General features: G+C 30.8%; 19 protein-coding genes, 3 tRNA genes and 1 riboswitch. Of the genes, 15 read left to right on the forward strand and 7 right to left on the reverse strand.

Going from position 1 to position 19,787, the window contains the following annotated elements; translation table 11 throughout:
- Window positions 1–27: 27 nt before the first annotated feature.
- Window positions 28–339, reverse strand: coding sequence for a hypothetical protein (locus tag ACTS9J_RS13880; RefSeq protein WP_448353358.1), 312 nt, complete (start codon window positions 337–339; stop codon window positions 28–30).
- Window positions 340–683: 344 nt separating this feature from the next.
- Between ACTS9J_RS13880 and ACTS9J_RS13885 the strand changes: the two genes are divergently transcribed.
- The 4 genes from ACTS9J_RS13885 to cobC all read left to right on the forward strand — a co-directional run bounded on the left by ACTS9J_RS13885 (window position 684) and on the right by cobC (window position 3,647).
- Window positions 684–1,103 carry a hypothetical protein gene (locus ACTS9J_RS13885; RefSeq protein ID WP_291047137.1) on the forward strand — a complete coding sequence of 140 codons (420 nt, stop codon included), beginning with the start codon at window positions 684–686 and terminating at the stop codon, window positions 1,101–1,103.
- Window positions 1,082–1,211, forward strand: a riboswitch (cobalamin riboswitch). Its footprint overlaps the gene before it by 22 nt.
- Before the next feature lie 101 nt (window positions 1,212–1,312).
- Entirely contained in the window at window positions 1,313–2,332 is a 1,020-nt protein-coding gene (gene cobT / locus ACTS9J_RS13890) for a nicotinate-nucleotide--dimethylbenzimidazole phosphoribosyltransferase (protein WP_448353359.1), read from the forward strand.
- Complete coding sequence (locus ACTS9J_RS13895; RefSeq protein ID WP_448353360.1) at window positions 2,326–3,102, forward strand: adenosylcobinamide-GDP ribazoletransferase; 777 nt, start codon at window positions 2,326–2,328, stop codon at window positions 3,100–3,102. The genes cobT and ACTS9J_RS13895 overlap by 7 nt, the downstream gene beginning before the upstream one ends.
- On the forward strand, window positions 3,087–3,647 hold the full coding sequence (gene cobC, locus ACTS9J_RS13900; RefSeq protein ID WP_291047139.1) for an alpha-ribazole phosphatase: 561 nt from the start codon (window positions 3,087–3,089) through the stop codon (window positions 3,645–3,647). Before ACTS9J_RS13895 ends, cobC begins: the two co-directional genes overlap by 16 nt.
- Before the next feature lies 1 nt (window position 3,648).
- Here the strand turns inward: cobC and ACTS9J_RS13905 are convergent, their stop codons facing one another.
- Both ACTS9J_RS13905 and ACTS9J_RS13910 read right to left on the reverse strand, forming a co-directional pair.
- Complete coding sequence (locus ACTS9J_RS13905; RefSeq protein ID WP_448353361.1) at window positions 3,649–4,365, reverse strand: DUF2071 domain-containing protein; 717 nt, start codon at window positions 4,363–4,365, stop codon at window positions 3,649–3,651.
- 138 nt (window positions 4,366–4,503) lie between these two features.
- Window positions 4,504–4,692, reverse strand: coding sequence for a hypothetical protein (locus ACTS9J_RS13910; RefSeq protein WP_448353362.1), 189 nt, complete (start codon window positions 4,690–4,692; stop codon window positions 4,504–4,506).
- A 143-nt stretch (window positions 4,693–4,835) separates the two neighbouring features.
- Here ACTS9J_RS13910 and ACTS9J_RS13915 point away from each other — a divergent pair.
- From ACTS9J_RS13915 to ACTS9J_RS13925, 3 genes are all read left to right on the forward strand, one after another.
- A tRNA-Gly gene (locus ACTS9J_RS13915) sits at window positions 4,836–4,908 on the forward strand.
- A gap of 32 nt (window positions 4,909–4,940) precedes the next feature.
- Window positions 4,941–5,024: transfer RNA gene (locus tag ACTS9J_RS13920), tRNA-Leu, on the forward strand.
- A gap of 26 nt (window positions 5,025–5,050) precedes the next feature.
- A tRNA-Gly gene (locus tag ACTS9J_RS13925) sits at window positions 5,051–5,123 on the forward strand.
- A gap of 119 nt (window positions 5,124–5,242) precedes the next feature.
- On the opposite strand, the gene ACTS9J_RS13930 is transcribed toward ACTS9J_RS13925, so the two are convergent.
- Window positions 5,243–5,539, reverse strand: a complete 297-nt coding sequence (locus ACTS9J_RS13930; protein ID WP_448353363.1) for a DUF3817 domain-containing protein — start codon at window positions 5,537–5,539, stop codon at window positions 5,243–5,245.
- 153 nt (window positions 5,540–5,692) lie between these two features.
- On the opposite strand from ACTS9J_RS13930, the gene ACTS9J_RS13935 reads away from it, so the two are divergent.
- The 6 genes from ACTS9J_RS13935 to ACTS9J_RS13960 all read left to right on the forward strand — a co-directional run bounded on the left by ACTS9J_RS13935 (window position 5,693) and on the right by ACTS9J_RS13960 (window position 14,850).
- On the forward strand, window positions 5,693–7,276 hold the full coding sequence (locus tag ACTS9J_RS13935; protein ID WP_448353364.1) for a hypothetical protein: 1,584 nt from the start codon (window positions 5,693–5,695) through the stop codon (window positions 7,274–7,276).
- Window positions 7,277–7,313: 37 nt separating this feature from the next.
- A complete protein-coding gene (locus ACTS9J_RS13940; protein ID WP_291064616.1) occupies window positions 7,314–8,096 on the forward strand; it encodes a hypothetical protein in 783 nt (260 codons plus the stop codon).
- 443 nt (window positions 8,097–8,539) lie between these two features.
- Window positions 8,540–9,733 (forward strand): aminopeptidase C, encoded by a 1,194-nt coding sequence (locus ACTS9J_RS13945; protein WP_448353365.1) that lies wholly within the window; start codon window positions 8,540–8,542, stop codon window positions 9,731–9,733.
- A 113-nt stretch (window positions 9,734–9,846) separates the two neighbouring features.
- Window positions 9,847–11,415: an NAD(P)/FAD-dependent oxidoreductase gene (locus ACTS9J_RS13950; RefSeq protein WP_448353366.1), complete on the forward strand. Its 1,569-nt coding sequence runs from the start codon at window positions 9,847–9,849 to the stop codon at window positions 11,413–11,415.
- Window positions 11,416–11,485: 70 nt separating this feature from the next.
- Window positions 11,486–11,866 carry a fluoride efflux transporter CrcB gene (gene crcB, locus ACTS9J_RS13955; RefSeq protein ID WP_448353367.1) on the forward strand — a complete coding sequence of 127 codons (381 nt, stop codon included), beginning with the start codon at window positions 11,486–11,488 and terminating at the stop codon, window positions 11,864–11,866.
- A 71-nt stretch (window positions 11,867–11,937) separates the two neighbouring features.
- Window positions 11,938–14,850, forward strand: coding sequence for a M16 family metallopeptidase (locus tag ACTS9J_RS13960; RefSeq protein WP_448353368.1), 2,913 nt, complete (start codon window positions 11,938–11,940; stop codon window positions 14,848–14,850).
- 85 nt (window positions 14,851–14,935) lie between these two features.
- Here ACTS9J_RS13960 and ACTS9J_RS13965 read toward each other — a convergent pair whose 3' ends face one another.
- The 3 genes from ACTS9J_RS13965 to ACTS9J_RS13975 form a co-directional block, all read right to left on the reverse strand.
- Window positions 14,936–16,135, reverse strand: coding sequence for a hypothetical protein (locus ACTS9J_RS13965; protein WP_448353369.1), 1,200 nt, complete (start codon window positions 16,133–16,135; stop codon window positions 14,936–14,938).
- A 133-nt stretch (window positions 16,136–16,268) separates the two neighbouring features.
- A complete protein-coding gene (locus tag ACTS9J_RS13970) occupies window positions 16,269–16,490 on the reverse strand; it encodes a PspC family transcriptional regulator (protein WP_125349608.1) in 222 nt (73 codons plus the stop codon).
- Window positions 16,491–17,762, reverse strand: coding sequence for a DUF2851 family protein (locus tag ACTS9J_RS13975; RefSeq protein WP_125349609.1), 1,272 nt, complete (start codon window positions 17,760–17,762; stop codon window positions 16,491–16,493).
- Window positions 17,763–17,867: 105 nt separating this feature from the next.
- Between ACTS9J_RS13975 and ACTS9J_RS13980 the strand changes: the two genes are divergently transcribed.
- Together ACTS9J_RS13980 and ACTS9J_RS13985 are read left to right on the forward strand one after the other, a co-directional pair.
- Window positions 17,868–18,497 (forward strand): TetR/AcrR family transcriptional regulator, encoded by a 630-nt coding sequence (locus ACTS9J_RS13980; RefSeq protein ID WP_280062831.1) that lies wholly within the window; start codon window positions 17,868–17,870, stop codon window positions 18,495–18,497.
- Entirely contained in the window at window positions 18,487–19,782 is a 1,296-nt protein-coding gene (locus tag ACTS9J_RS13985; protein WP_221854139.1) for a TolC family protein, read from the forward strand. Before ACTS9J_RS13980 ends, ACTS9J_RS13985 begins: the two co-directional genes overlap by 11 nt.
- Window positions 19,783–19,787 lie beyond the last annotated feature (5 nt).

Here is a 19,787-nt window from a genome sequence, read left to right on the forward strand (position 1 = left end):
CAGCATAAAACTTAATATTTGCAGCTTTTACTCCAGCAATATTTTTGCAGGTTCAAATTTCGTCACATCATCAATCACCAAAATTTCTTCTTCCATTAAAGAAAATTGACAAATAGTTTGTTGACGTGGAACAATATCTACATCTATTCCACAATTTGCTTTAATCACTTGATAATTTTCATCAAAAATAGAAATTAACGCAATTGGCGCATTACAAATCAAACTCGCAGCATTTGCAAAAACCTCCAACTCTTCGTCTTTATCATGTCCTTGCAAATTATAATCGTAAACGGCTTGCAATCTTTGCTTTTCGTTCGTTGGGATGTGAAAATTTTCCATTAAAAATTGATCTTATTTAAAAGGTAAGTAGAGGTGGTTAAAGATATTACATAAATCCAAATATTCTAAATCTATTATTTCTAAAAATAAAATCAACCTTTTTATTCATAAAATCATCTCTATTATAACTCTAAACATTAAAAAATATGAAAAATCCAATTCCTTCCAAAAAGAAATTAACAAACAAAAATTTCTGTACAAAATGTCAACATAAAATCACTGACTTTTCTAATTTGACAAATGACGAAATTTAGAATGAATTTCAGAAAAGCAACGTTCATTGTGGTATTTTTCATCCAAGTCAATTAGGTCTAAATCTTTTTAAGAAAACGATTTATAATGTCATGATTTTTTCTGCTTTTGGGTTATTAAATTCATGTACAAATGGACAGGATAAACCAAATTGTACAGAACCTTTAGTTGCAAAAAATGATTCGATTCAAAAAGAAAAAATAAAATTCAAAATAAAAGTTAATTTTGGAAATTCTAACTTAGAAATCAAAACATATCGTTTGTTAATTAATGATGAATTAGTAGAAAGTAAATTAAACGTTGGCGAGGAATATACAATACAATTTGAGACTTTAAAAAATACTGAACTTAACCTAAGATTAGCTTCAAATGAAATAAATTCAGAAGTTTATAAATCTTATTCATTTAAAAATTTTCCGAATAAAGTTAATTTAAACACTTCTGATTTTGAAGAGCAAGTCGTTTTGATGGGAGATATAGTGATTGATGAAAATTTTGTCCCAGAAAAATAATTTATTACCTTGCTAACACAAAAGGGAATCGAGTGCAAATCTCGAGCTGTCGCGCAACTGTAAGTAGAGAAAAACTATAAGCCAGATCACTTTTTAGATGATGCTTTCGCGATTGAAGCTCAATCAAAACTACATGTATTTTATTATTTGTTGAATTGATTGCACTTGATTTCGAAAGCATTTTTTATTAAAATTTAATTTAGTATCAAATGCAAAAAGAAGAAATTCAACACATTATTGATCTTAAAACAAAACCGCTTGGAGCCTTAGGTTTATTAGAAAAAATCGCACTTAAAATTGGTTTGGTTCAACAAAAAAAACAGTTAGAATTAACAAAACCTCATCTGATTGTTTTCGCAAGCGACCATGGAATTGCACAATCTGGTGTTAGTGCGTACCCTGCGGAAGTTACGCCTCAAATGGTTTTTAATTTCCTAAATAATGGGGCGGCAATTAATGTTTTTTGTAATCAAAATGAGATTGATTTAACCATTGTTGACGCTGGTGTAAATTATGATTTCGCGGATTATTCGGTTTTGAAAAATTGTAAAGTAGCCAAATCAACCAAAAATTTCTTGTACGAACCTGCCATGACCTTCGATCAATTGGAACAATGTTTTGATTATTCGAAGACAATTGTGAACGAAATCGCTCAAAACGGAACAAATATTATTGGTTTTGGCGAAATGGGAATTGGGAACACTTCTTCTTCGTCAATGCTTGTTCATTATTTGACTGATTTACCTTTGGAGCAATGTGTAGGACGCGGAACAGGTTTGAATGATGAGCAATTACAGAATAAAATGAATATTCTAAATGAAGCGAAGAAAACACATGGAAAAATTACTGATCCAAAACAAATTTTAGCCACTTTTGGCGGTTTTGAAGTTGCTCAAATGACAGCTTCAATGCTATCTGCTTACGAACACAATATACTGTTGATGATTGATGGTTACATCGCTTCGGCTGCAATTTTAGTTGCGTCGAAATTAAAGCCAGAAATTTTAAATAACGCTATTTTCTGTCATCAAAGTGATGAATCTGGACACCAATATTTATTGAATTATTTCAACGAAGAACCAATTCTGAACATCAATTTGCGCGTTGGCGAAGGAACCGGTTGTGCGTTGGCTTATCCAATTATCAAAAGTGCTGTAAACTTTTACAATGACATGGCAAGTTTCGAATCTGCAGGCGTTAGTAACAAAGAAACTGAAGTAGAATGCTAAAAAAGGAAATCACTTATTTTTTAACAGCTTTGATGTTTTTTACAAGAATTCCGATTCCGTTCAAAATTCCATATAGCAACGAAATTATGAATCAATCACAAAAATATTATGCAGCAATTGGTTTATTAGTTGGCGCTTTCAACGCATTGATTTATACTATTTGTCAATTTATTTTACCTGTTGATATCGCCATTATTATGACAATGATTACAAGTGTTTTGTTGACTGGCGCCTTTCACGAAGACGGTTTCACCGATGTTTGCGATAGTTTTGGAGGTGGTTATGGCAAAGAAAAAATCTTGACAATTATGAAAGATAGCCGAATTGGAGCTTACGGCGTAATTGGCGTTATCTTATTGTTGTTATTGAAATTTACTTCATTGGTTCATATTGCAGAAAATAATTTTTGGTTGATGATTTTTACTTTAATTTCAGCACATTCGGTTAGTCGTTTTTTTTCTGGAATGATGATTTATACCCACGAATATGTGACAGATATCGACAAAAGTAAATCGAAACCTATGGCAAATAAAGCACTTCCGATAAAAAATCTTGTCATAAGTTCTCTTTTCTGTCTTTTGCCTTTTATTGTTTTTAGCGAATGGAAATTCTTGTTGATTTTACCACTTTGTTACATAGGAAAAGTTTATTTGGGCTGGTATTTCAAAAAATATATTGGCGGATATACGGGCGATTGCTTGGGAACAGTGCAACAAGTTACCGAAGTTTTGTTTTATCTTGGCGTTTTAATTCTATGCAAGTTTCTGTAATTCGACATACAAAAGTTAATGTTCCTTCATCGGTTTGTTACGGACAAACTGATGTGGAATTAGCTGATACTTTTCATCAAGAAGTAGTACAAATTCATACTAAGATCGAAAACGACTTTGAGATAATTTTTTCAAGTCCACTGAGTCGCTGTCAACGATTAGCAGAAACTTTCTCGAATGAAATTATTTTTGATGAACGATTAAAAGAATTCAATTTTGGAGATTGGGAAATGAAATCGTGGAACGAAATTCCTTCGTTAGAAATAGAACCTTGGTACGCCGATTTTGTCGAAACTAAAACACCAAATGGTGAATCGATGCAAGAAATATCAGAAAGACTTTTTAATTTTATGGACGAATTACGAAATACTCAACACGAAAAAGTGCTGATTGTTACACATGGCGGAATCATACGTTTGATGTGGTGTTATTTGTTGCAAATACCAATCAAAAATGCATTCAAAATACCTATAAATTATGGTGAAATGTTTCAGTTTAATTTAGGAAAAACAAATGAGGAAGATTTTATTTTGAGCAAAGAATAAACTACAAACATTTTATCTTTTCTAACGACTTCCATTCATGTTCGATATTGGTCATCAGAATTGCGTTATCAAACTGAACAGAACCTTTTGGAAAGATTGTTTCATTTTCAAAAAAGCTTGATTTCACATGTAAAACTTCCAAAGATTCTACTTCACAATTATAGGTTTCGAGTTTTAGACCTTCAAAATTATTTCCATGTGGAGAATAACCGACAGAACCATTCTCGAAGAATTTTGAAACTTCATCCAACGTTTCGAAAATCGAATTCGAATTAAATTCAACAGATTTTTTTGCATCAATTTCAATTCGTGTATCGTCAGAACTCGTGAAATCTAAATGATAATTATCGTTTTCTTCTATAACATTAAACTTCGCAAAATAATGTTTCCCAGGAAAAATTCGACCACCAACAAGCGTATTCAATTTTAGCGAAGTATCTCGCCTCGGAATATATACACCTTCTTTTGTCACGCCATTTTCCTCCCATTCAACCGCAATTCGATGCGCTGCATTTTCAGAATTCACTCCTACAAAATCAGGCAAACCTTTTGGTTTTATATCTTTCAATCGAATCAAACAAATACCAGCAATTGTTTTTCCTTTGTACAATTTTCGACGAAAAGGTTGGGGTAAAATCTTCTCAATATAATGTGGTTCTATACAAAAATTGATTAACATTCTGCGCTCTATAATACCATGAATTGTTGGAATTTTCATAACTCTATTTTATTATTTTCAATAAATTCATTAATAATTGATTTGAAATTTCGTGTTACATCAAGCTCTAAAATATCTTTCACTGACATCAAGCTTTCTACTTTCCAAGCGTTATTTATAGAATTATATGAATCTAACTTAGAAACTAAATTTTGATAAAATATCGTTTCCAATTTCCATTTCAATGTTATTTATAAATTCATTTATTGTAATTGATTCTTCGGACCAATCATTTTCTGCATCAAAAAGTTTAATTGCAATCGTAAAATCTACTTTCGACTTGAAATTATTTCTTTCAATTAGTATTAATAACTCATCAAATGTCATTCAAATTATATTTCCCCCTAATTTCTTAAAAAAAATCAACAAGTCAAATATTTCAAAATTAATTTATTAGAAAAAAGTTGTAAAATTTATTCGAAAAACACTTGCAAAAGTAATATTAATGACCTTATATTTGCACTCACAACGCGGGAATAGCTCAATTGGTAGAGCGTCAGCCTTCCAAGCTGAATGTTGCGAGTTCGAGTCTCGTTTCCCGCTCTTTGAAATATTAAATTCAAAAATCAAATTTTGCCTTGGTGGTGGAATTGGTAGACACGCAGGACTTAAAATCCTGTGTCCATTAGGACGTGCGGGTTCAAGTCCCGCCTGAGGTACTTTTTAATTTGATTTGAAGATCTACGCGGGAATAGCTCAATTGGTAGAGCGTCAGCCTTCCAAGCTGAATGTTGCGAGTTCGAGTCTCGTTTCCCGCTCTATAAAAGCCGAAAATTAATCTTCGGCTTTTTTTATTTAGAAAAATTTGATTCCTAAAACATAAAAAAACCTTAAACAATTACGTTTAAGGTTTTTACTTTTTTATCTAATCGTTGTCTTATTTCGCTTCTTCAGCCAACATTTGTTTATATTTTTTGCCTTCGATTAATCTTTTTTCCGCCCAAATTGTTCCTCCAGGAATAACTGCTGCAACAAAAAAGATCATAAAAATTTTCCAAGACCAATTGTATTTTTCCTTCAATAAATAAACCAATATAATATAAGCTATAAACAATCCTGCGTGTGTTACCCATATCGGATCTTCCCAAATATATTTCATTGGCATTGCGATAAAAAACAAAACTATCGCAGAAATAGCTTCTAAATATCCAGTAATTTTAAATAATTTCAACATTCATCTTAAATTTGAAGTCAAAAATAATTTTTAATTTTCAAACGAACACTAATAGATATCAGTAAAACAAATACTTAACATCTATTTTACACGTTATTATAAGCAAGAATGCGATTTTTAGGCTACATATTCTTTTTTTTTATCCAAACAATTTTGCTTTTTGGACAAGAAAAAACATATCATTTTTTACGGTATAATGATGATACAAAATCGTATACAAAAGATTTTGAAAGCAAAAATCTTGATTCATCTTTAGATTCGCTTCAAAAAACGGGTTATTATACGTTGACGATTGATTCTATAAAAAATGAAAAAGTTTATCTAAATAAAGGAAAATTGTACCAAACAATTTGGGTGAAAAACAATGAATTGTTCGAAAATAAAAATAATTATTTCCCAACAAATAATTTAGATTCTATTCTAAATAAAATAGCAACAACCAACACTAATCAAGGTTATCCGTTTGCGCAAATAAAACTTGTTCCAAATGGTTTTGAACAAAATGAACAGAAAATTGAATTGGTTTTAGACAAAGGAAATCAGCGCAAAATTGATGGTGTAAAATTGGTTGGTTACGAAAAATTATCCAAAGGTTATTTGCGTCATGGACTCAATATAAAAACTGGCGAAGTATACAATGAACAGAAATTGGCAACAATTTCGACATTAATGCAACAAACCAATTATATTGCAGAAGCGCAATTACCACAAACTTTATTTAAGCCAGATTCTACGATTTTATATTTGTATCCTCGCAAAGTAAATTCAAATTATTTTGATGGTGTTTTAGGTTTTGGAACAGATGATAACGGCGATTTTAGATTGAACGGAAATATACAACTTTCGTTGAACAACGTGTTCAATAGTTTGGAAGAAATCAGGTTAAATTGGATTGGAACAGCAAACAAAAATACGTCGTTGAATATTGGTGTTAAAGTACCTTATTTGTTCAAATCTGCGATTGGTTCGGAAACGAATTTCAAGCTTTTCAAGCAAGATTCTGTTTTTGTGAATTTAGATTTTTCGGAGCGATTATTTTATCAACTCAACCTCAACTCGAATATTGGTGTAAGCGGAATTATACAATCGTCTAACTTTTTGTTGGAAGATGATTCCTATCTAAAATCGAGCTACGACGATTATTCGAAAATTGGTTTTGGTTTGAGTTATCACTATTTCCTGAAACATCCTTTTCGTTTGATGGAAGGAAAATCGATGTTGAATGTTGCAGTAAATTCGATTCGTAAAAAGGAAAAGAATTTTTCGTGGACAGAAGATTTGGAAAATAAAACCGTCAATCAAGTTGAAGTTGGTCTAAAAACGTTTCGTTTATTCGAATTATCCAAAAAGCATTTCTTAAAAGCTGGTGCAGAATTTAGAGGTTTGCTCACGAAAGACGATGATTTTTCCGAAAACGAATTGTACAGAATCGGTGGTTTTGGTAGTTTTAGAGGTTTTAACGAAGAAAGTATTACAACAAATATGTACGGATTTTTGAGTGCAGATTATCGTTTTGTTCCAAGCGAAGCTTTTTATATTGGACTTTTCGCCGATTATGGTTTTATTGATAACAAACGCGCAAATCTAAATACATCATTGTTAAGTTTCGGAACTAGAATTTCTTTTTTAACGAAGATGGGAATTTTCAATTTGAGTTATGCAGTTGGTAAAACAGACGAAACTTCATTCGACTTCAAAGAATCTAAAATCCATTTTGGGATATTAAGTCAGTTTTAAAAAAATATTTTACTTTAGTTTTTATAAACATTGTATAATGAAATATTTATCGCTACTATTTTTACTCTTTAGTCCAACTTTATTTTGTCAAAAAGATGATATTATAAACTTAAATGAAGTCAATATTCAGAATAAAACAAAATACATTTTATTAAAATCTTATTTTAGAAGTTGGATAATCAAAAATGATAGTTTAACAGATTTTGTAGATGGTGAAGCTTATTATCTTTATCCAAAGGAAGAATTTAAAGATAAATTAAAAGTAAAAAGGTATGTTTTACAATACAGAAACTTTTATAATCCTGAGATAAAAAGTAATAGTAAAAAAACGCAAGTATCTATAATGAATGATTATTATGGATTTTGGAATATTCCTAGTTATAATCGTCATGAAAAATATAAAAAAGTAGAAATTTCTAAAGATAATTTTGATGTTTATAACAGTAGAGATTCTATAATTGGTAAATATTATCAAGGAATTGAGAATGATAGTATAAATTTTGTTTTAAATTTTTCTCGTAAAAAAAATATAAAAATATCATTAAGTAATTTAGGAAAATGGGATAAAAAAGGAATTCCTCAATCTTTCACTTTAATCCAAAATGAAGATTTATTTGGAAGTAAAAAAGAGATTGTAACAGAAATTTTTCTAACAAAAGAACTCCTTTCTGATTTTGATAATGGAAGAAAAAAATACAATTCAATCAACTTTAATATTTCAAATTATTATAATAATTATTGGGAAAATTATCTAATTGAATATCCTTTACCTTTAAATATCGTTAATAAATTCAATTTATTAATTGAACAAAATCCTTAATCTTAAAGGTTACTTTTAATCAACTTAAATCTACATTTATCTAAAACATATCTGTTTGCGATGTCCGTCAAGAAACTTTTATTACAAACAAGGTTGTTTTAGCTTTCCCGAGCATTCGGTTTATTATAAACAAGTATGTTTGTAATGTTCATCAAGAAAATTTAATTACAAACAGATATGTTTTATCTTTCCCGAGGACTAAGTTGATTACAAACAAGGTTGTTTTACCTTACCCGAGGACTCAGTTAATTACAAACAAGTCTGTTTTACCTTTCCCGAGGACTCGGTTGATCACAAACAAGTATGTTTTAGCTTACCAAATGTATTGTGAGAATGAATACTAAGAAGTTTTATTAAAAAAACTTTAAATTTTTATAGGTTTATTGTTAACATTTTCGTGAAATTAGCTACTTATAAAATACTCACACAAAATAAATTTAAAAATGCGTAAAATTTTTTATCCAGTTTTAGCTTCAGCTTTATTTTTAGCTTCAGCTCAATTGGCGTCTGCACAAGACAATTTAGTTAATTCTTTGAACAAAAACGTTAGTGAAAATAGTAAAGAAGCTTTCAAATTTACTGACGTTATTAATTTAGCTAAAACTCCAGTAGAAAACCAAGGTTCATCAGGAACTTGTTGGTCATATTCAGGAAATTCTTTCTTCGAATCAGAAATGTTAAGAATGGGAAAACAACCTATTCAATTGTCTCCAATTTTCAATGCGAGAAATACATATGTTGAGAAAGGAAAACAATATGTTCGCATGCACGGTGCAACAACTTTAGGTGACGGTGGTTCTTTCTATGATGTTTTGAATACAATCAAAAAATATGGAGCTGTTCCAGAATCTGTATACACAGGTTTGAATTACGGAACAAAAACAAATCAATTTGGTGAGATGGCTGCCATTCAAGAAGGAGTTTTGAAAGCGGTTGTTGCAAATCCAAATGGTAAATTAACACCAAACTGGGAAAAAGCCTACACAGCTGTTTTGGATAGCTATTTAGGAAAATATCCAAAGGAATTCACATACAACGGAAAAAAATACACACCACGTACATTTGCTGATCAAGTAGTAGGAATTAATCCAAACGATTATGTTGCGATTACATCTTTCAAAGATCATGACTATTACAAACCGTTTGTATTAGCGATTCCTGATAACTGGGCGTACGAATCTTTCTACAATGTTCCGATGACAGAGATGACTGACAACATTGATTATGCTTTGAAAAACGGATTTACAGTTGCTTGGGCAACAGACGTTTCTGAAAAAGGATTTAGCTGGAAAAATGGTGTAGCGTATGTACCAGAAGTTGATTTTGCAGATATGAATGCGCAACAAAAAGCAGATATGTTCAAAGGTCCAAAACCAGAAAAAGTAATTACAGAAGATATGCGTCAGGCTGCTTTTGATGATTACCAAACGACTGATGATCACGGAATGCACATTGTTGGTATTGCGAAAGATCAAAACGGAAAAGATTACTATATCGTGAAAAACTCTTGGGGTTTAACTAACGATTACGAAGGATATCTTTATGTAACAAAAGCTTTTGTTCAATACAAAACAACAAATATTTTAGTTCATAAAAACGGTGTTCTAAAACAAACGTTGAAAAAATTAGGATTATAATCTTAATTTATATAATAATGAAAAGCTGTCTTATGAGACAGCTTTTTTTGTTTAAAAACGAATATTTCAAATGGTTTGATGTACTTTTGCAGTCTAATTTTTAGTCAATAAATATGCCTCAAAATGTAACAATACGCATATCTCCTACAGAAGCTGCAAACGAGAAACTTCTGAAACAACGTTTAGCATCTGCTGTTAAAACAAAACCGGAGAATATCAATGCTTACCAAATTATTCGTCGCTCTTTAGATGCACGAAGCCGAAATATTATTTCCCAATTACAAGTCAATGTTTTTGTAAATGAAGAATTCTCTGATGCTTTCGAGTTTCATCCAAATCTCCAAAATGTAGAAAACAAACACGAAGTTTATATTGCTGGTGCTGGTCCTGCTGGATTATTTGCTGCGTTAGAATTAATAGAACACGGTCTGAAACCAATTATCATCGAACGTGGTAAAAATGTTCGTGATCGTCGTCGTGATTTAGCAGCAATGAATAAAGAAGGAAAAGTAAATTCTGAATCAAACTATTGTTATGGCGAAGGAGGCGCTGGAACTTATTCGGACGGAAAATTATATACACGTTCTACAAAACGTGGAAATATCCTGAAATCTTTGCAATGGTTTGTACATTTCGGTGCAACAGAACGTATTTTACAAGAAGCGCATCCACATATCGGAACAAATAAATTACCTGGAATTATCGCTAACATGCGCGAAGCAATTATCGAATGTGGTGGTGAAGTTTGGTTTGATACAAAACTAACGGATATTATCATCGAGAATAATCAAATCAAAGGAATTGAAATCAATCATGATAAAAAGATAAAAACTTCTTCTTTGATCTTAGCAACGGGACATTCGGCTCGTGATATTTTTAGAATGTTAGATGAAAAGAACGTTTTAATTGAAGCAAAACCTTTTGCCTTAGGCGTTCGTGTAGAACATCACCAAAGCTTGATTGATTCTGCTCAATACCATTGTCCAATTGGAACGGAGCGCAATGAATTTCTACCTCCTGCCTCGTATTCATTAGTTTCACAAGAAGCAGGTCGCGGCGTTTTCTCTTTTTGCATGTGTCCTGGTGGAATTATCGCGCCCGCATCTACAGATGAAGGAGAATTAGTGGTAAATGGTTGGTCGCCTTCCAAACGTGACGGATTTTTTGCAAACTCGGGAATGGTTGTAACTGTTGATGAAAAAGATTTTGCTAAATATGGTTTTACTGGACCTTTGGCTGGAATGAAATTTCAACAAATGGTCGAGCAAAAAGCGTGGCAAGTTGGTGGAGGTAAATTAAAAGCGCCTGCGCAACGAATGACTGATTTTGTTTCAGGAAAATTATCCAATTCATTGAATGATTGTTCTTATTTACCAGGTCTAACATCAGGTTTATTGAGCGAAGTTTTACCAAAAGAAGTTCATCAATCTTTGAAATTAGGTTTCCAAACATTTGGTAAAAAAATGAATGGTTACTATACCGAAAACGCAAATATTGTCGCAACAGAATCCAGAACTTCTTCGCCTGTTCGTATTCCGAGGAATGAAGAAACTTTAGAACATACGCAAGTTGCTGGTTTATTTCCTTGTGCTGAAGGAGCTGGTTATGCGGGTGGAATTATTTCTGCTGCAATGGACGGAGCAAAAGTTGCGATTGCTGTGAAGAATTTTATCGAAAAATAGTTTTATATTTAATACTCAAAATAAAATACAGATGTCAAGCTGAACTTATTTCAGCTTCGCATCTTTAGGAATGATGAATCTCTTAAAATCTATACTATTTGTCGGTTTAGGTGGCGCTTTTGGTAGTGTTGCAAGATTTTTAATTTCATACGGAATCGGAAAATATTATTCGCAACCTTTTCCATTTGCTACGTTTTTGACAAATATTATCGGTTGTTTTTTGATTGGCACTTTATATGGATATTCAATCAAAAATGGTTTAGGAAATACATATTTCAATTTTTTACTGATAACTGGATTTTGTGGAGGTTTCACGACATTTTCAAGTTTTTCGTATGAAAATGTCAACTTAATTCAACAACAAAATTACATCGCACCAATTATTTATATTTTTTTGAGTGTACTCATTGGATTAATATTTACAATGATTGGTTTTAGATTAACAAAATAACTCTATATCGAAAATAATTTTCTCTTATTCGTTTTAATGTATTACTTTTAAGCAACTTAAAAAATTAATACATGAGGAAATCTATTTTGATCTGCGGAATCATTTTTGGTTCTGTATTTACTCACGCACAATTAAAAACAGTGAAAAAAACTGACAATAAAGGATATACCTACGAAATGGTAGAAAATGATCCTTCAAATACAAGAATTTATACGCTAAAAAATGGTTTGAAAATCTATTTGGCTCAAATAAAAGACGAACCAAGAATCCAAACTCATATAGCTGTAAAAACAGGTTCTAACAACGATCCAGAAGACAATACTGGTTTGGCTCACTACTTAGAGCATATGGTTTTTAAAGGAACTTCAAAAATCGGAACACAAAATTGGGCTGTTGAAAAACCTTTGATCCAACAAATTTCAGATTTATACGAACAGCACAAAGCAGAAAAAGATCCTGCAAAAAAAGTAGAAATCTATAAAAAAATTGATCAAGTTTCGCAAGAAGCATCCAAATATGCTGTGGCAAACGAATACGATAAATTAATTTCATCTTTGGGAGCATCAGGAACTAATGCGCATACATCTTTAGAAGAAACAATTTATCATAATAATATTCCGAATAACGAATTAGAAAAATGGTTAACAGTAGAATCTGAGCGCTTTAGAGAATTAACTTTACGTCTTTTTCATACTGAATTAGAAGCCGTTTACGAAGAATTTAATCGTTCTCAAGACAATGATGGACGTTTAGTTTACTATAAACTAATGCAAACCTTATTTCCAAAATCGCATTACGGAACTCAAACAACTATTGGAACTTCAGAACATTTAAAAAATCCATCAATGGTTGCAATTCATAATTATTTCGATAAATATTATGTAGCGAGCAATATGGCTGTGATGTTGATTGGTGATTTCGATTTTGATACGGCTGTTCCAATGATTGACAAATATTTTGGAAATTATGCTACAAAAGCAGCTCCTGCACAATATGTTGCAAAAGAAGAGCCGATTAAAAAAATTGTAACAAGCGAAGTTTTTAGTCCATCTTCGGAACGTGTTCAGTTTGCTTACCGTTTTAACGGAGCAAAAAGTTCTGATGCAAAATATGTAACATTAATTGATTATATTTTAAGTAATTCTACAGCTGGATTAATCGACTTAAATATCAATCAACAGCAAAAAACATTAGGAGCAGGAAGCTCTTCTTCTTTCTTTAGAGATTATGGTATGCATTCTTTTTCAGGATCTCCAAAACAGGGACAAAGTTTAGAAGAAGTACGTGATTTATTAATTGCTCAGATTGAAAAAATCAAAAAAGGGGAATTTGATGATTGGATGATAGAAGCAGTTGTAAATGATTTAAGAAAATCTCGTATGAAAAGCTGGGAAAATACTCGTTCTTTAGCAGCAAGTTTGTACAAATCATATATCAATGATGTTCCTTGGGCAGAAGTTGTCGATCAATATGATGATATGGGTCGTGTAACAAAGCAAGAACTAATGGACTTTGCAAAGAATAATTATACGAATAATTATGTAATTGTTTACAAACGTCAAGGTGAAAACAAGGATTTGGTACGTGTTTCGAATCCTGGAATTACGCCAATTCAATTGAATCGTGATGCTGAATCTACTTGGTACAAAGATTTCATGAAGATCAAATCAAGTGAGATTAAACCAGTTTTTGTTGACTTCAAAAAAGAATTGAACGAAGGTAAAATCAAAAATACAAAATTCACTTCGATTCAGAACAAGACAAACGATATTAGCTCTGTTTACTATATCGCGGATATGGGATCGGACAATAATAAAAAGCTTGGTTTAGCGATTAATTACTTAAATTATTTAGGAACGTCCAAATATTCGCCAGAGAACTTGAAAAAAGAGTTTTATAAAATTGGTGTTGATTATGGAGTTAATCCTGGTACAGAAAGAACTTCTCTTTATATCACTGGTTTACAAAAGAACTTAACAAGCGGAATCAAATTATTTGAACATCTTTTAAGTGATGCCGTTGCAAATAATGAATCGTATCAAGAATATGTGAAAACAATTTTGAAATCAAGAGAAAATTCTAAAAAGAACAAAAACGTGATTTCTTCTTTGTTAAATACTTATGCACAATACGGACCAGATAATCGCTCGAGAGATATTATTTCTGAAGCTGATTTGAAAGCTATTGATCCAAAAGAATTAACGCAAATCATTAAAGATTTCTTTAATTACAAACACCAAATTTTCTATTACGGAAATAATGAAGCAGAAACGAAAAAAGCAATTGAACAACATCATAATTTCGGAAAAAATTTAGATTATCCTAAGAAAAAAGAATATCCACAACCAACTACAGATGGTAAAGTATATTTTGCTCCTTACGATATGGTACAAGCGGAAATTAATTTCTTTGCTCGTGATACTAAATATGATCCAACTTTGTTGACATCTACAGGAATTTTCAATGAGTATTTTGGTGGAGGTTTGTCATCTATCGTTTTCCAAGAAATTCGCGAGTCTAAATCATTGGCTTATTCTGCTGGTTCTTATTACATTAATGCAAATAAAAAAGATAATTACAATTATGTAAGAGCTGTAATTGGAACACAAGCAAACAAATTGCCACAAGCTGTTGACGCAATGAAAGAATTAATGAATAATATGCCAAAAGCAGAAAATCAATTCAATAATTCTAAGCAAGCAGCACTTAAGCAAATCGCTACAAGTCGTTATACAAAAGCAAATGTGTTCTTTTATTGGTTATCATTACAAGATAAAGGTCTAAATTATGATATCAATAAAGATATTTATAATCAAACGTCTAAATTAACATTAGAACAATTGGATCAATTTTTCCAAAAACATATCAAAGGTCAAAACTTCAATGTTGGTTTAATTGGTAAGAAAGAAAACTTAGACTGGCCATCTGTTGAAAAACTTGGACAAGTAAAAGAATTGACTTTAGAAGAATTATTTAACTATTAATAATCAGACATTATAAAAACCAATAAACGCGTTTAGGAAATCCTAAAACGCGTTTATTTTTTAAAACTAACCTATGAATGAATAATCACTCAAACACCAAATAAGGCTCAATTTCCTTAAACTTTTCTTCACTTATCGCATAACATCTTTTCAATGTTTTTGCATCTTTAAAACTCCCACCTAACGAACGTTTAAAATTAAGAATCGTATTTACTTGTTTCTCTGTGAAACCGAGTTTCATCCAATCTTCATGACTCAAATTATTTGGATTAAACTTGCCTTTTATTTCTATTTTTTCAACTACTTTTTCCTCTGTTTTTGGTTGCTCAACTTTTGGCTGTTTAGCTTTATAAATTATATTTTCAGGCAAATCAATATAAGGTTCCATTTCCGCATATTTTTCGTCCGAAATCATATAACATTTTTTCAATTGTTCTTTCGATTTAAACTGTCCTCCCAAAATATTTTTATATTTTAGAATTGAAACAGCTTGTTTAGACGAAAAACCTATTTTTTGCCAATCATTTTCAGAATAACTATTTGGATTAAATTTTATATATTGAATCTTTTTGCCACTTTGTTTCTTCTCATTTCTTTCATGTTCCTTTGATTTTTCTGGTAACAAAATATACGTTTTCATCTCTGCATATTTCGCATCATCAATCACAAAACATTTCCTCAATTGCTCTTTCGACGTAAACTTTCCTCCAACAATCTGTTTATATTTCATGATTATTTCTGCCTGTTTTGGCGAAAAACCAAGTTTTTCCCAGCCTTGTTGTGGCAAATCATTTGGATTGAAATTTTTGTAAGCTATTTTAGTTTTTGGTGATGAATAATCTATAAAACTCGATTTAGATTGTTCTGGTAAAAGAACAAAAGGAGCTAATTCATTATACTTTCCTTCATCGATAACATAACATTTCTTAAGCTGCTCTTTCGATGTAAATTCTCCACCAAGAATTCCTTTATATTTCAAAATAACTTCGGCTTGACGTTCCGAAAACCCTAAATTCATCCAATCTTCTAAAGATAATTCGTTTGGATTAAAGGGTTTGATTGAATCTTTTACTTGTTTATTTGAAGTAGAATTAAATGTATAATTCTTCAGAGTTGTTTGATAATTTGCTAGCAAAGCTTTATCTGCTTCTGATAATTGATATGTTTCTTTTTCAACTGAAATATGTTGAAAAATCTCAAATAACAAAATCAAAACAAATAATAAATACAAGCCAAATCTTTGCGATTTATTCAGGTAAAAAGTAGATTTTTTTAAATATTTCATCTTGGTTGGAAAAGAAGTGAAAATAATATCCTTATCAAACACTCACGATATCGAAAACGACATAACCATCAAATATTTAACAAATTAAGAAATCTAAAATTAATAAAAGGTTTTAAGTATTTGTAAATATTTTTTACAAATCAAAAACCGATTTTCGTTTGATAACAAAACAATCTTTTACCCAAAAAAAGAATAACATAATAAAATAACCAATAAAGGTTAAACCGAAAGTTGCAAAGGTTAAATAAATGAAAATCAAACGTAATTTTGCAACGCGAATTCCCAATTTGTCTGCAAATCGCGAAATCACATTAAACCATTCTGTTTCGGTAAAATTCCTAATTTGATCTTTCATTTAACGTAAAATTTGTTGTCCGATAGCGCAATTTAAACATTTTTTTTCGGAGCAATATCTTTTTTTAAGTTGAATTAATTGTTGAGAATCTTTTGCGGTTTTATTTTCAAAACCAATTCGTTCAAATTCATCTAAAATCGAGTTATTTTCCGCTTCCATTTCATTTAATAAATCCAAATAAAAATCAATTTCTACCTCATCTTTTTGTCGCTCAAAAGCATAACGAATCGGAATAATAGAATTGATGAGCAAATTATTTATTTTATCTTTTGAAAGATTTTTGAGTTGAAATTTTGATTCGTTCTTAAATGTATAATGCGTTTCCCAAAAAGAATTTAATTCCAAATTTTCGAAGATTTTATAAAATTCTTTCAAATTTTTTGGCTGAATAATTTCAGAAAACAAACTTTGATAATTCACATAAATCGATGCTAATTGCGCCAAACGAATCGTCGGAAAACCAATTGGTCGCATTTTCGAAAATCGGAACAAACTATTTTCAATTGATTCTAATTGATATTTATTTTTCAGGAATTGATATTCGTTTTTTAATTGCTTAGAATAATCATTCTCATAGTTTTCTTCTAAAAAACTGGCTTGTCCAAAAAACAAGGCTTCAACTTTTTGGGCATTAAATTGTATTTTTTGCAAAACTTTGAACGGAAAAGAATTTGCCCAAATCTCAAAAGTTTCTACATTAACTTTTAATCCAAAATTCTTTGCCAAACTTTTGAACAATGTTTCTTCCCAATTGGAATTATTGTGTTCTAAAATTTGTACAATATCGTTTGTTTTTTCTTCGAAACGTTCGATTAAAATTCGTTCAAACCAAAAAGAAAATTGCTTCAAATCAATTGAATCTAAAAATTCTTCACAATAAATTTTATCCAACTTAGAATTAATAATATTTTGATAATTAAAAACAATTTCCGGTTTTACAAAATCTTGTAAAATCAAAGTTTGTACATTACGTTGACGCAAAATATCAACTTCACAATCGTGATTCCATACAACATGCAAAATCACATTTTGATACGATAAATCATTCGAATGTTGATGAAAATTCCAATCCGAAGAATTGACATGCATTTCGACACTTCCAATCCACAATTTATCGCCAATGATGATTTCTGCTTCCAAAAAATCTGGCCCAGCATGATGGTTTAACTTTCCAACTTTCACAATTTCAATGAAATCTCCATGAAAAGTTTGTAAGCTTTGATGTGAAAATTGATTCAATTTCCAAATATGATGTAGAAAAATTTCTTTCATAGACAAAAGTTAATCAATGAATTATAAAAAATCATTAAAATAAATACTTATTTTTTTTAAATTAATTAAACGTTTGTTTAACTTTGCGCGTTCAATTTTTATAAGATGAAATTAAGTGAGAAGCAAATAGAAATTTTGGGCGCGGCTGAACGAGTTTTTGGAAGACGAGGAATTGATGCTGCAAGTGTTCGAGAAATTGCAAAAGAAGCAAACATTAATATTGCGATGATTAGCTATTATTTTGGATCAAAAGATAAATTGGTCGAGAATTTATTTAGTTGGCGTATCACAACTTTCAATGAATCATTGGCCTCAATTTCACAAAATTCTACACTTTCTCCATTTGAAAAGTTACAGTCAATCCTAAAAGCTTATTTGAATAGAATTTTGGATAAACCTGAATTTCATCGAATTATGGCAAGAGAATATTCGAAAAGAGATTCAATTTTAGAAATTGATTGTAAAGTCAATGACTTAAAAACAAAAAATTTAGAATATATCACAAATATTATTAGTGAAGGATATTCTGAAGGCGTTTTTAAAAGAAAAGCTCCTGCCGAAGCTGTTGTAATGGTAGTTATTGGTGGAACATCTTATTTGATTTTGAACGAAAAAACATATATGAAACAATGGGGATTATCTTCTCATGAAGAGTTTACAGAACATATTCACGAAGAATATTACCCTTATTTAATAGATTCTTTAAAAGCAATTTTACTATACGATGAAAAATAAAATTTTCTTACCGATTTGTTTAGTTGTTGCTACTTTCGCTCATGCGCAGGAAACCAACGTTTCTTTGCAGGAAGTTATTCAACAAAGTTTGCAGAACAACAAATCTGTGAAAGTTGCCGAAGCTGCCAAAAATACAAATGAGTATAAAGTACAAAGCGCGAAAAACAATCGTTTACCAGACATTTCGTTGAGTGGACAATACATGCATTTGTTTACGACAACAAATGTAGACATCAAACTTCCGATGCAATCTTCTGGTGGAGGAATGGGAGTTGAACCAAACCAATTATTATTAGGACAAGCAAGTGCATCTGTTCCTGTTTTTGCAGGATTTAAAATTAAAAATGCAATCAAAAGCAGTGAATTAATGGTTGATTTATCAAACTTACAAATCGAAGCAACAAAAGAAAATGTGGTTTGGCAAGCTATCAATTTATATTTTGGATTGTACAAAACGCAACGTTCTATCGATGTTTTGAATGAAAACTTAGTGAGAGCAAATCAACGTGTGAAAGATTTTCAAAACTTTTTGGATAACGGAATCATCGCGAGAAATGATTTGTTGAGAGCAAAATTACAAGCATCGAATGTACAAGTTGCAATTGATGAAGCCGAAACGCAATACAAAAACATCAATTACCGATTGAATTTATTGACTGGACAAGACGAAAGTAAAATCGTTCATGTTGATAATGTAGAAACCTTGAAAACCATCAATCAAAATTCTCAAGATTACGTCAATCGTACAGATGTTAAATCATATGATGTAAAAAATCAGATTGCTGATAGTCAAATCAAAATTGCGAAAGCAGCTTATTACCCTCAATTAGCGGTTTCAGCTGGATATATTGCGATGGATATTGATAAAGTTGCTTCGGTTACAAATGCAACAAATGTCGGTGTTGGATTAAAATATGATTTATCTTCTTTGTATAAAAATAAAGCAGAAGTTGAAATTGCAAAAGCTCAGAAATTAGAAAATGAGATGCAAAAAGAAACGACAATTGATAAAGCTAAAGTTGAAATGAACGAAGCTTTTCAAAAGTATGATTTAGCAAAAAAGAAAAATAATGTTTACAAGGAAGCTGTAGAACAAGCAAACGAAAACTACAGAATTGTAAAAGATAAAAATGACAACGGATTGGCTGATACAGACGATTTATTAGAAGCGGATGTACAACAATTGCAAGCAAAAATCAATCAAGTTGTCGGAGATGCTGACGAACAATTAGCGATCTACGAATATTACTATACTACAGGAATTTTATTAGAAAACGTACAATAACACCT

It is taken from the genome of Empedobacter sp. ULE_I140, from assembly GCF_053482575.1.

Excerpts from the sequence above, each read along its gene's own strand:
- ACTS9J_RS13880 (WP_448353358.1), bottom strand. The coding sequence starts at position 339 with ATGGAAAATTTTCACATCCCAACGAACGAAAAGCAAAGATTGCAAGCC.
- ACTS9J_RS13885 (WP_291047137.1), top strand. The coding sequence starts at position 684 with ATGATTTTTTCTGCTTTTGGGTTATTAAATTCATGTACAAATGGACAG.
- cobT (WP_448353359.1), top strand. The coding sequence starts at position 1,313 with ATGCAAAAAGAAGAAATTCAACACATTATTGATCTTAAAACAAAACCG.
- ACTS9J_RS13895 (WP_448353360.1), top strand. The coding sequence starts at position 2,326 with ATGCTAAAAAAGGAAATCACTTATTTTTTAACAGCTTTGATGTTTTTT.
- cobC (WP_291047139.1), top strand. The coding sequence starts at position 3,087 with ATGCAAGTTTCTGTAATTCGACATACAAAAGTTAATGTTCCTTCATCG.
- ACTS9J_RS13905 (WP_448353361.1), bottom strand. The coding sequence starts at position 4,365 with ATGAAAATTCCAACAATTCATGGTATTATAGAGCGCAGAATGTTAATC.
- ACTS9J_RS13910 (WP_448353362.1), bottom strand. The coding sequence starts at position 4,692 with ATGACATTTGATGAGTTATTAATACTAATTGAAAGAAATAATTTCAAG.
- ACTS9J_RS13930 (WP_448353363.1), bottom strand. The coding sequence starts at position 5,539 with ATGTTGAAATTATTTAAAATTACTGGATATTTAGAAGCTATTTCTGCG.
- ACTS9J_RS13940 (WP_291064616.1), top strand. The coding sequence starts at position 7,314 with ATGAAATATTTATCGCTACTATTTTTACTCTTTAGTCCAACTTTATTT.
- ACTS9J_RS13945 (WP_448353365.1), top strand. The coding sequence starts at position 8,540 with ATGCGTAAAATTTTTTATCCAGTTTTAGCTTCAGCTTTATTTTTAGCT.
- ACTS9J_RS13950 (WP_448353366.1), top strand. The coding sequence starts at position 9,847 with ATGCCTCAAAATGTAACAATACGCATATCTCCTACAGAAGCTGCAAAC.
- crcB (WP_448353367.1), top strand. The coding sequence starts at position 11,486 with ATGATGAATCTCTTAAAATCTATACTATTTGTCGGTTTAGGTGGCGCT.
- ACTS9J_RS13960 (WP_448353368.1), top strand. The coding sequence starts at position 11,938 with ATGAGGAAATCTATTTTGATCTGCGGAATCATTTTTGGTTCTGTATTT.
- ACTS9J_RS13965 (WP_448353369.1), bottom strand. The coding sequence starts at position 16,135 with ATGAAATATTTAAAAAAATCTACTTTTTACCTGAATAAATCGCAAAGA.
- ACTS9J_RS13970 (WP_125349608.1), bottom strand. The coding sequence starts at position 16,490 with ATGAAAGATCAAATTAGGAATTTTACCGAAACAGAATGGTTTAATGTG.
- ACTS9J_RS13975 (WP_125349609.1), bottom strand. The coding sequence starts at position 17,762 with ATGAAAGAAATTTTTCTACATCATATTTGGAAATTGAATCAATTTTCA.
- ACTS9J_RS13980 (WP_280062831.1), top strand. The coding sequence starts at position 17,868 with ATGAAATTAAGTGAGAAGCAAATAGAAATTTTGGGCGCGGCTGAACGA.
- ACTS9J_RS13985 (WP_221854139.1), top strand. The coding sequence starts at position 18,487 with ATGAAAAATAAAATTTTCTTACCGATTTGTTTAGTTGTTGCTACTTTC.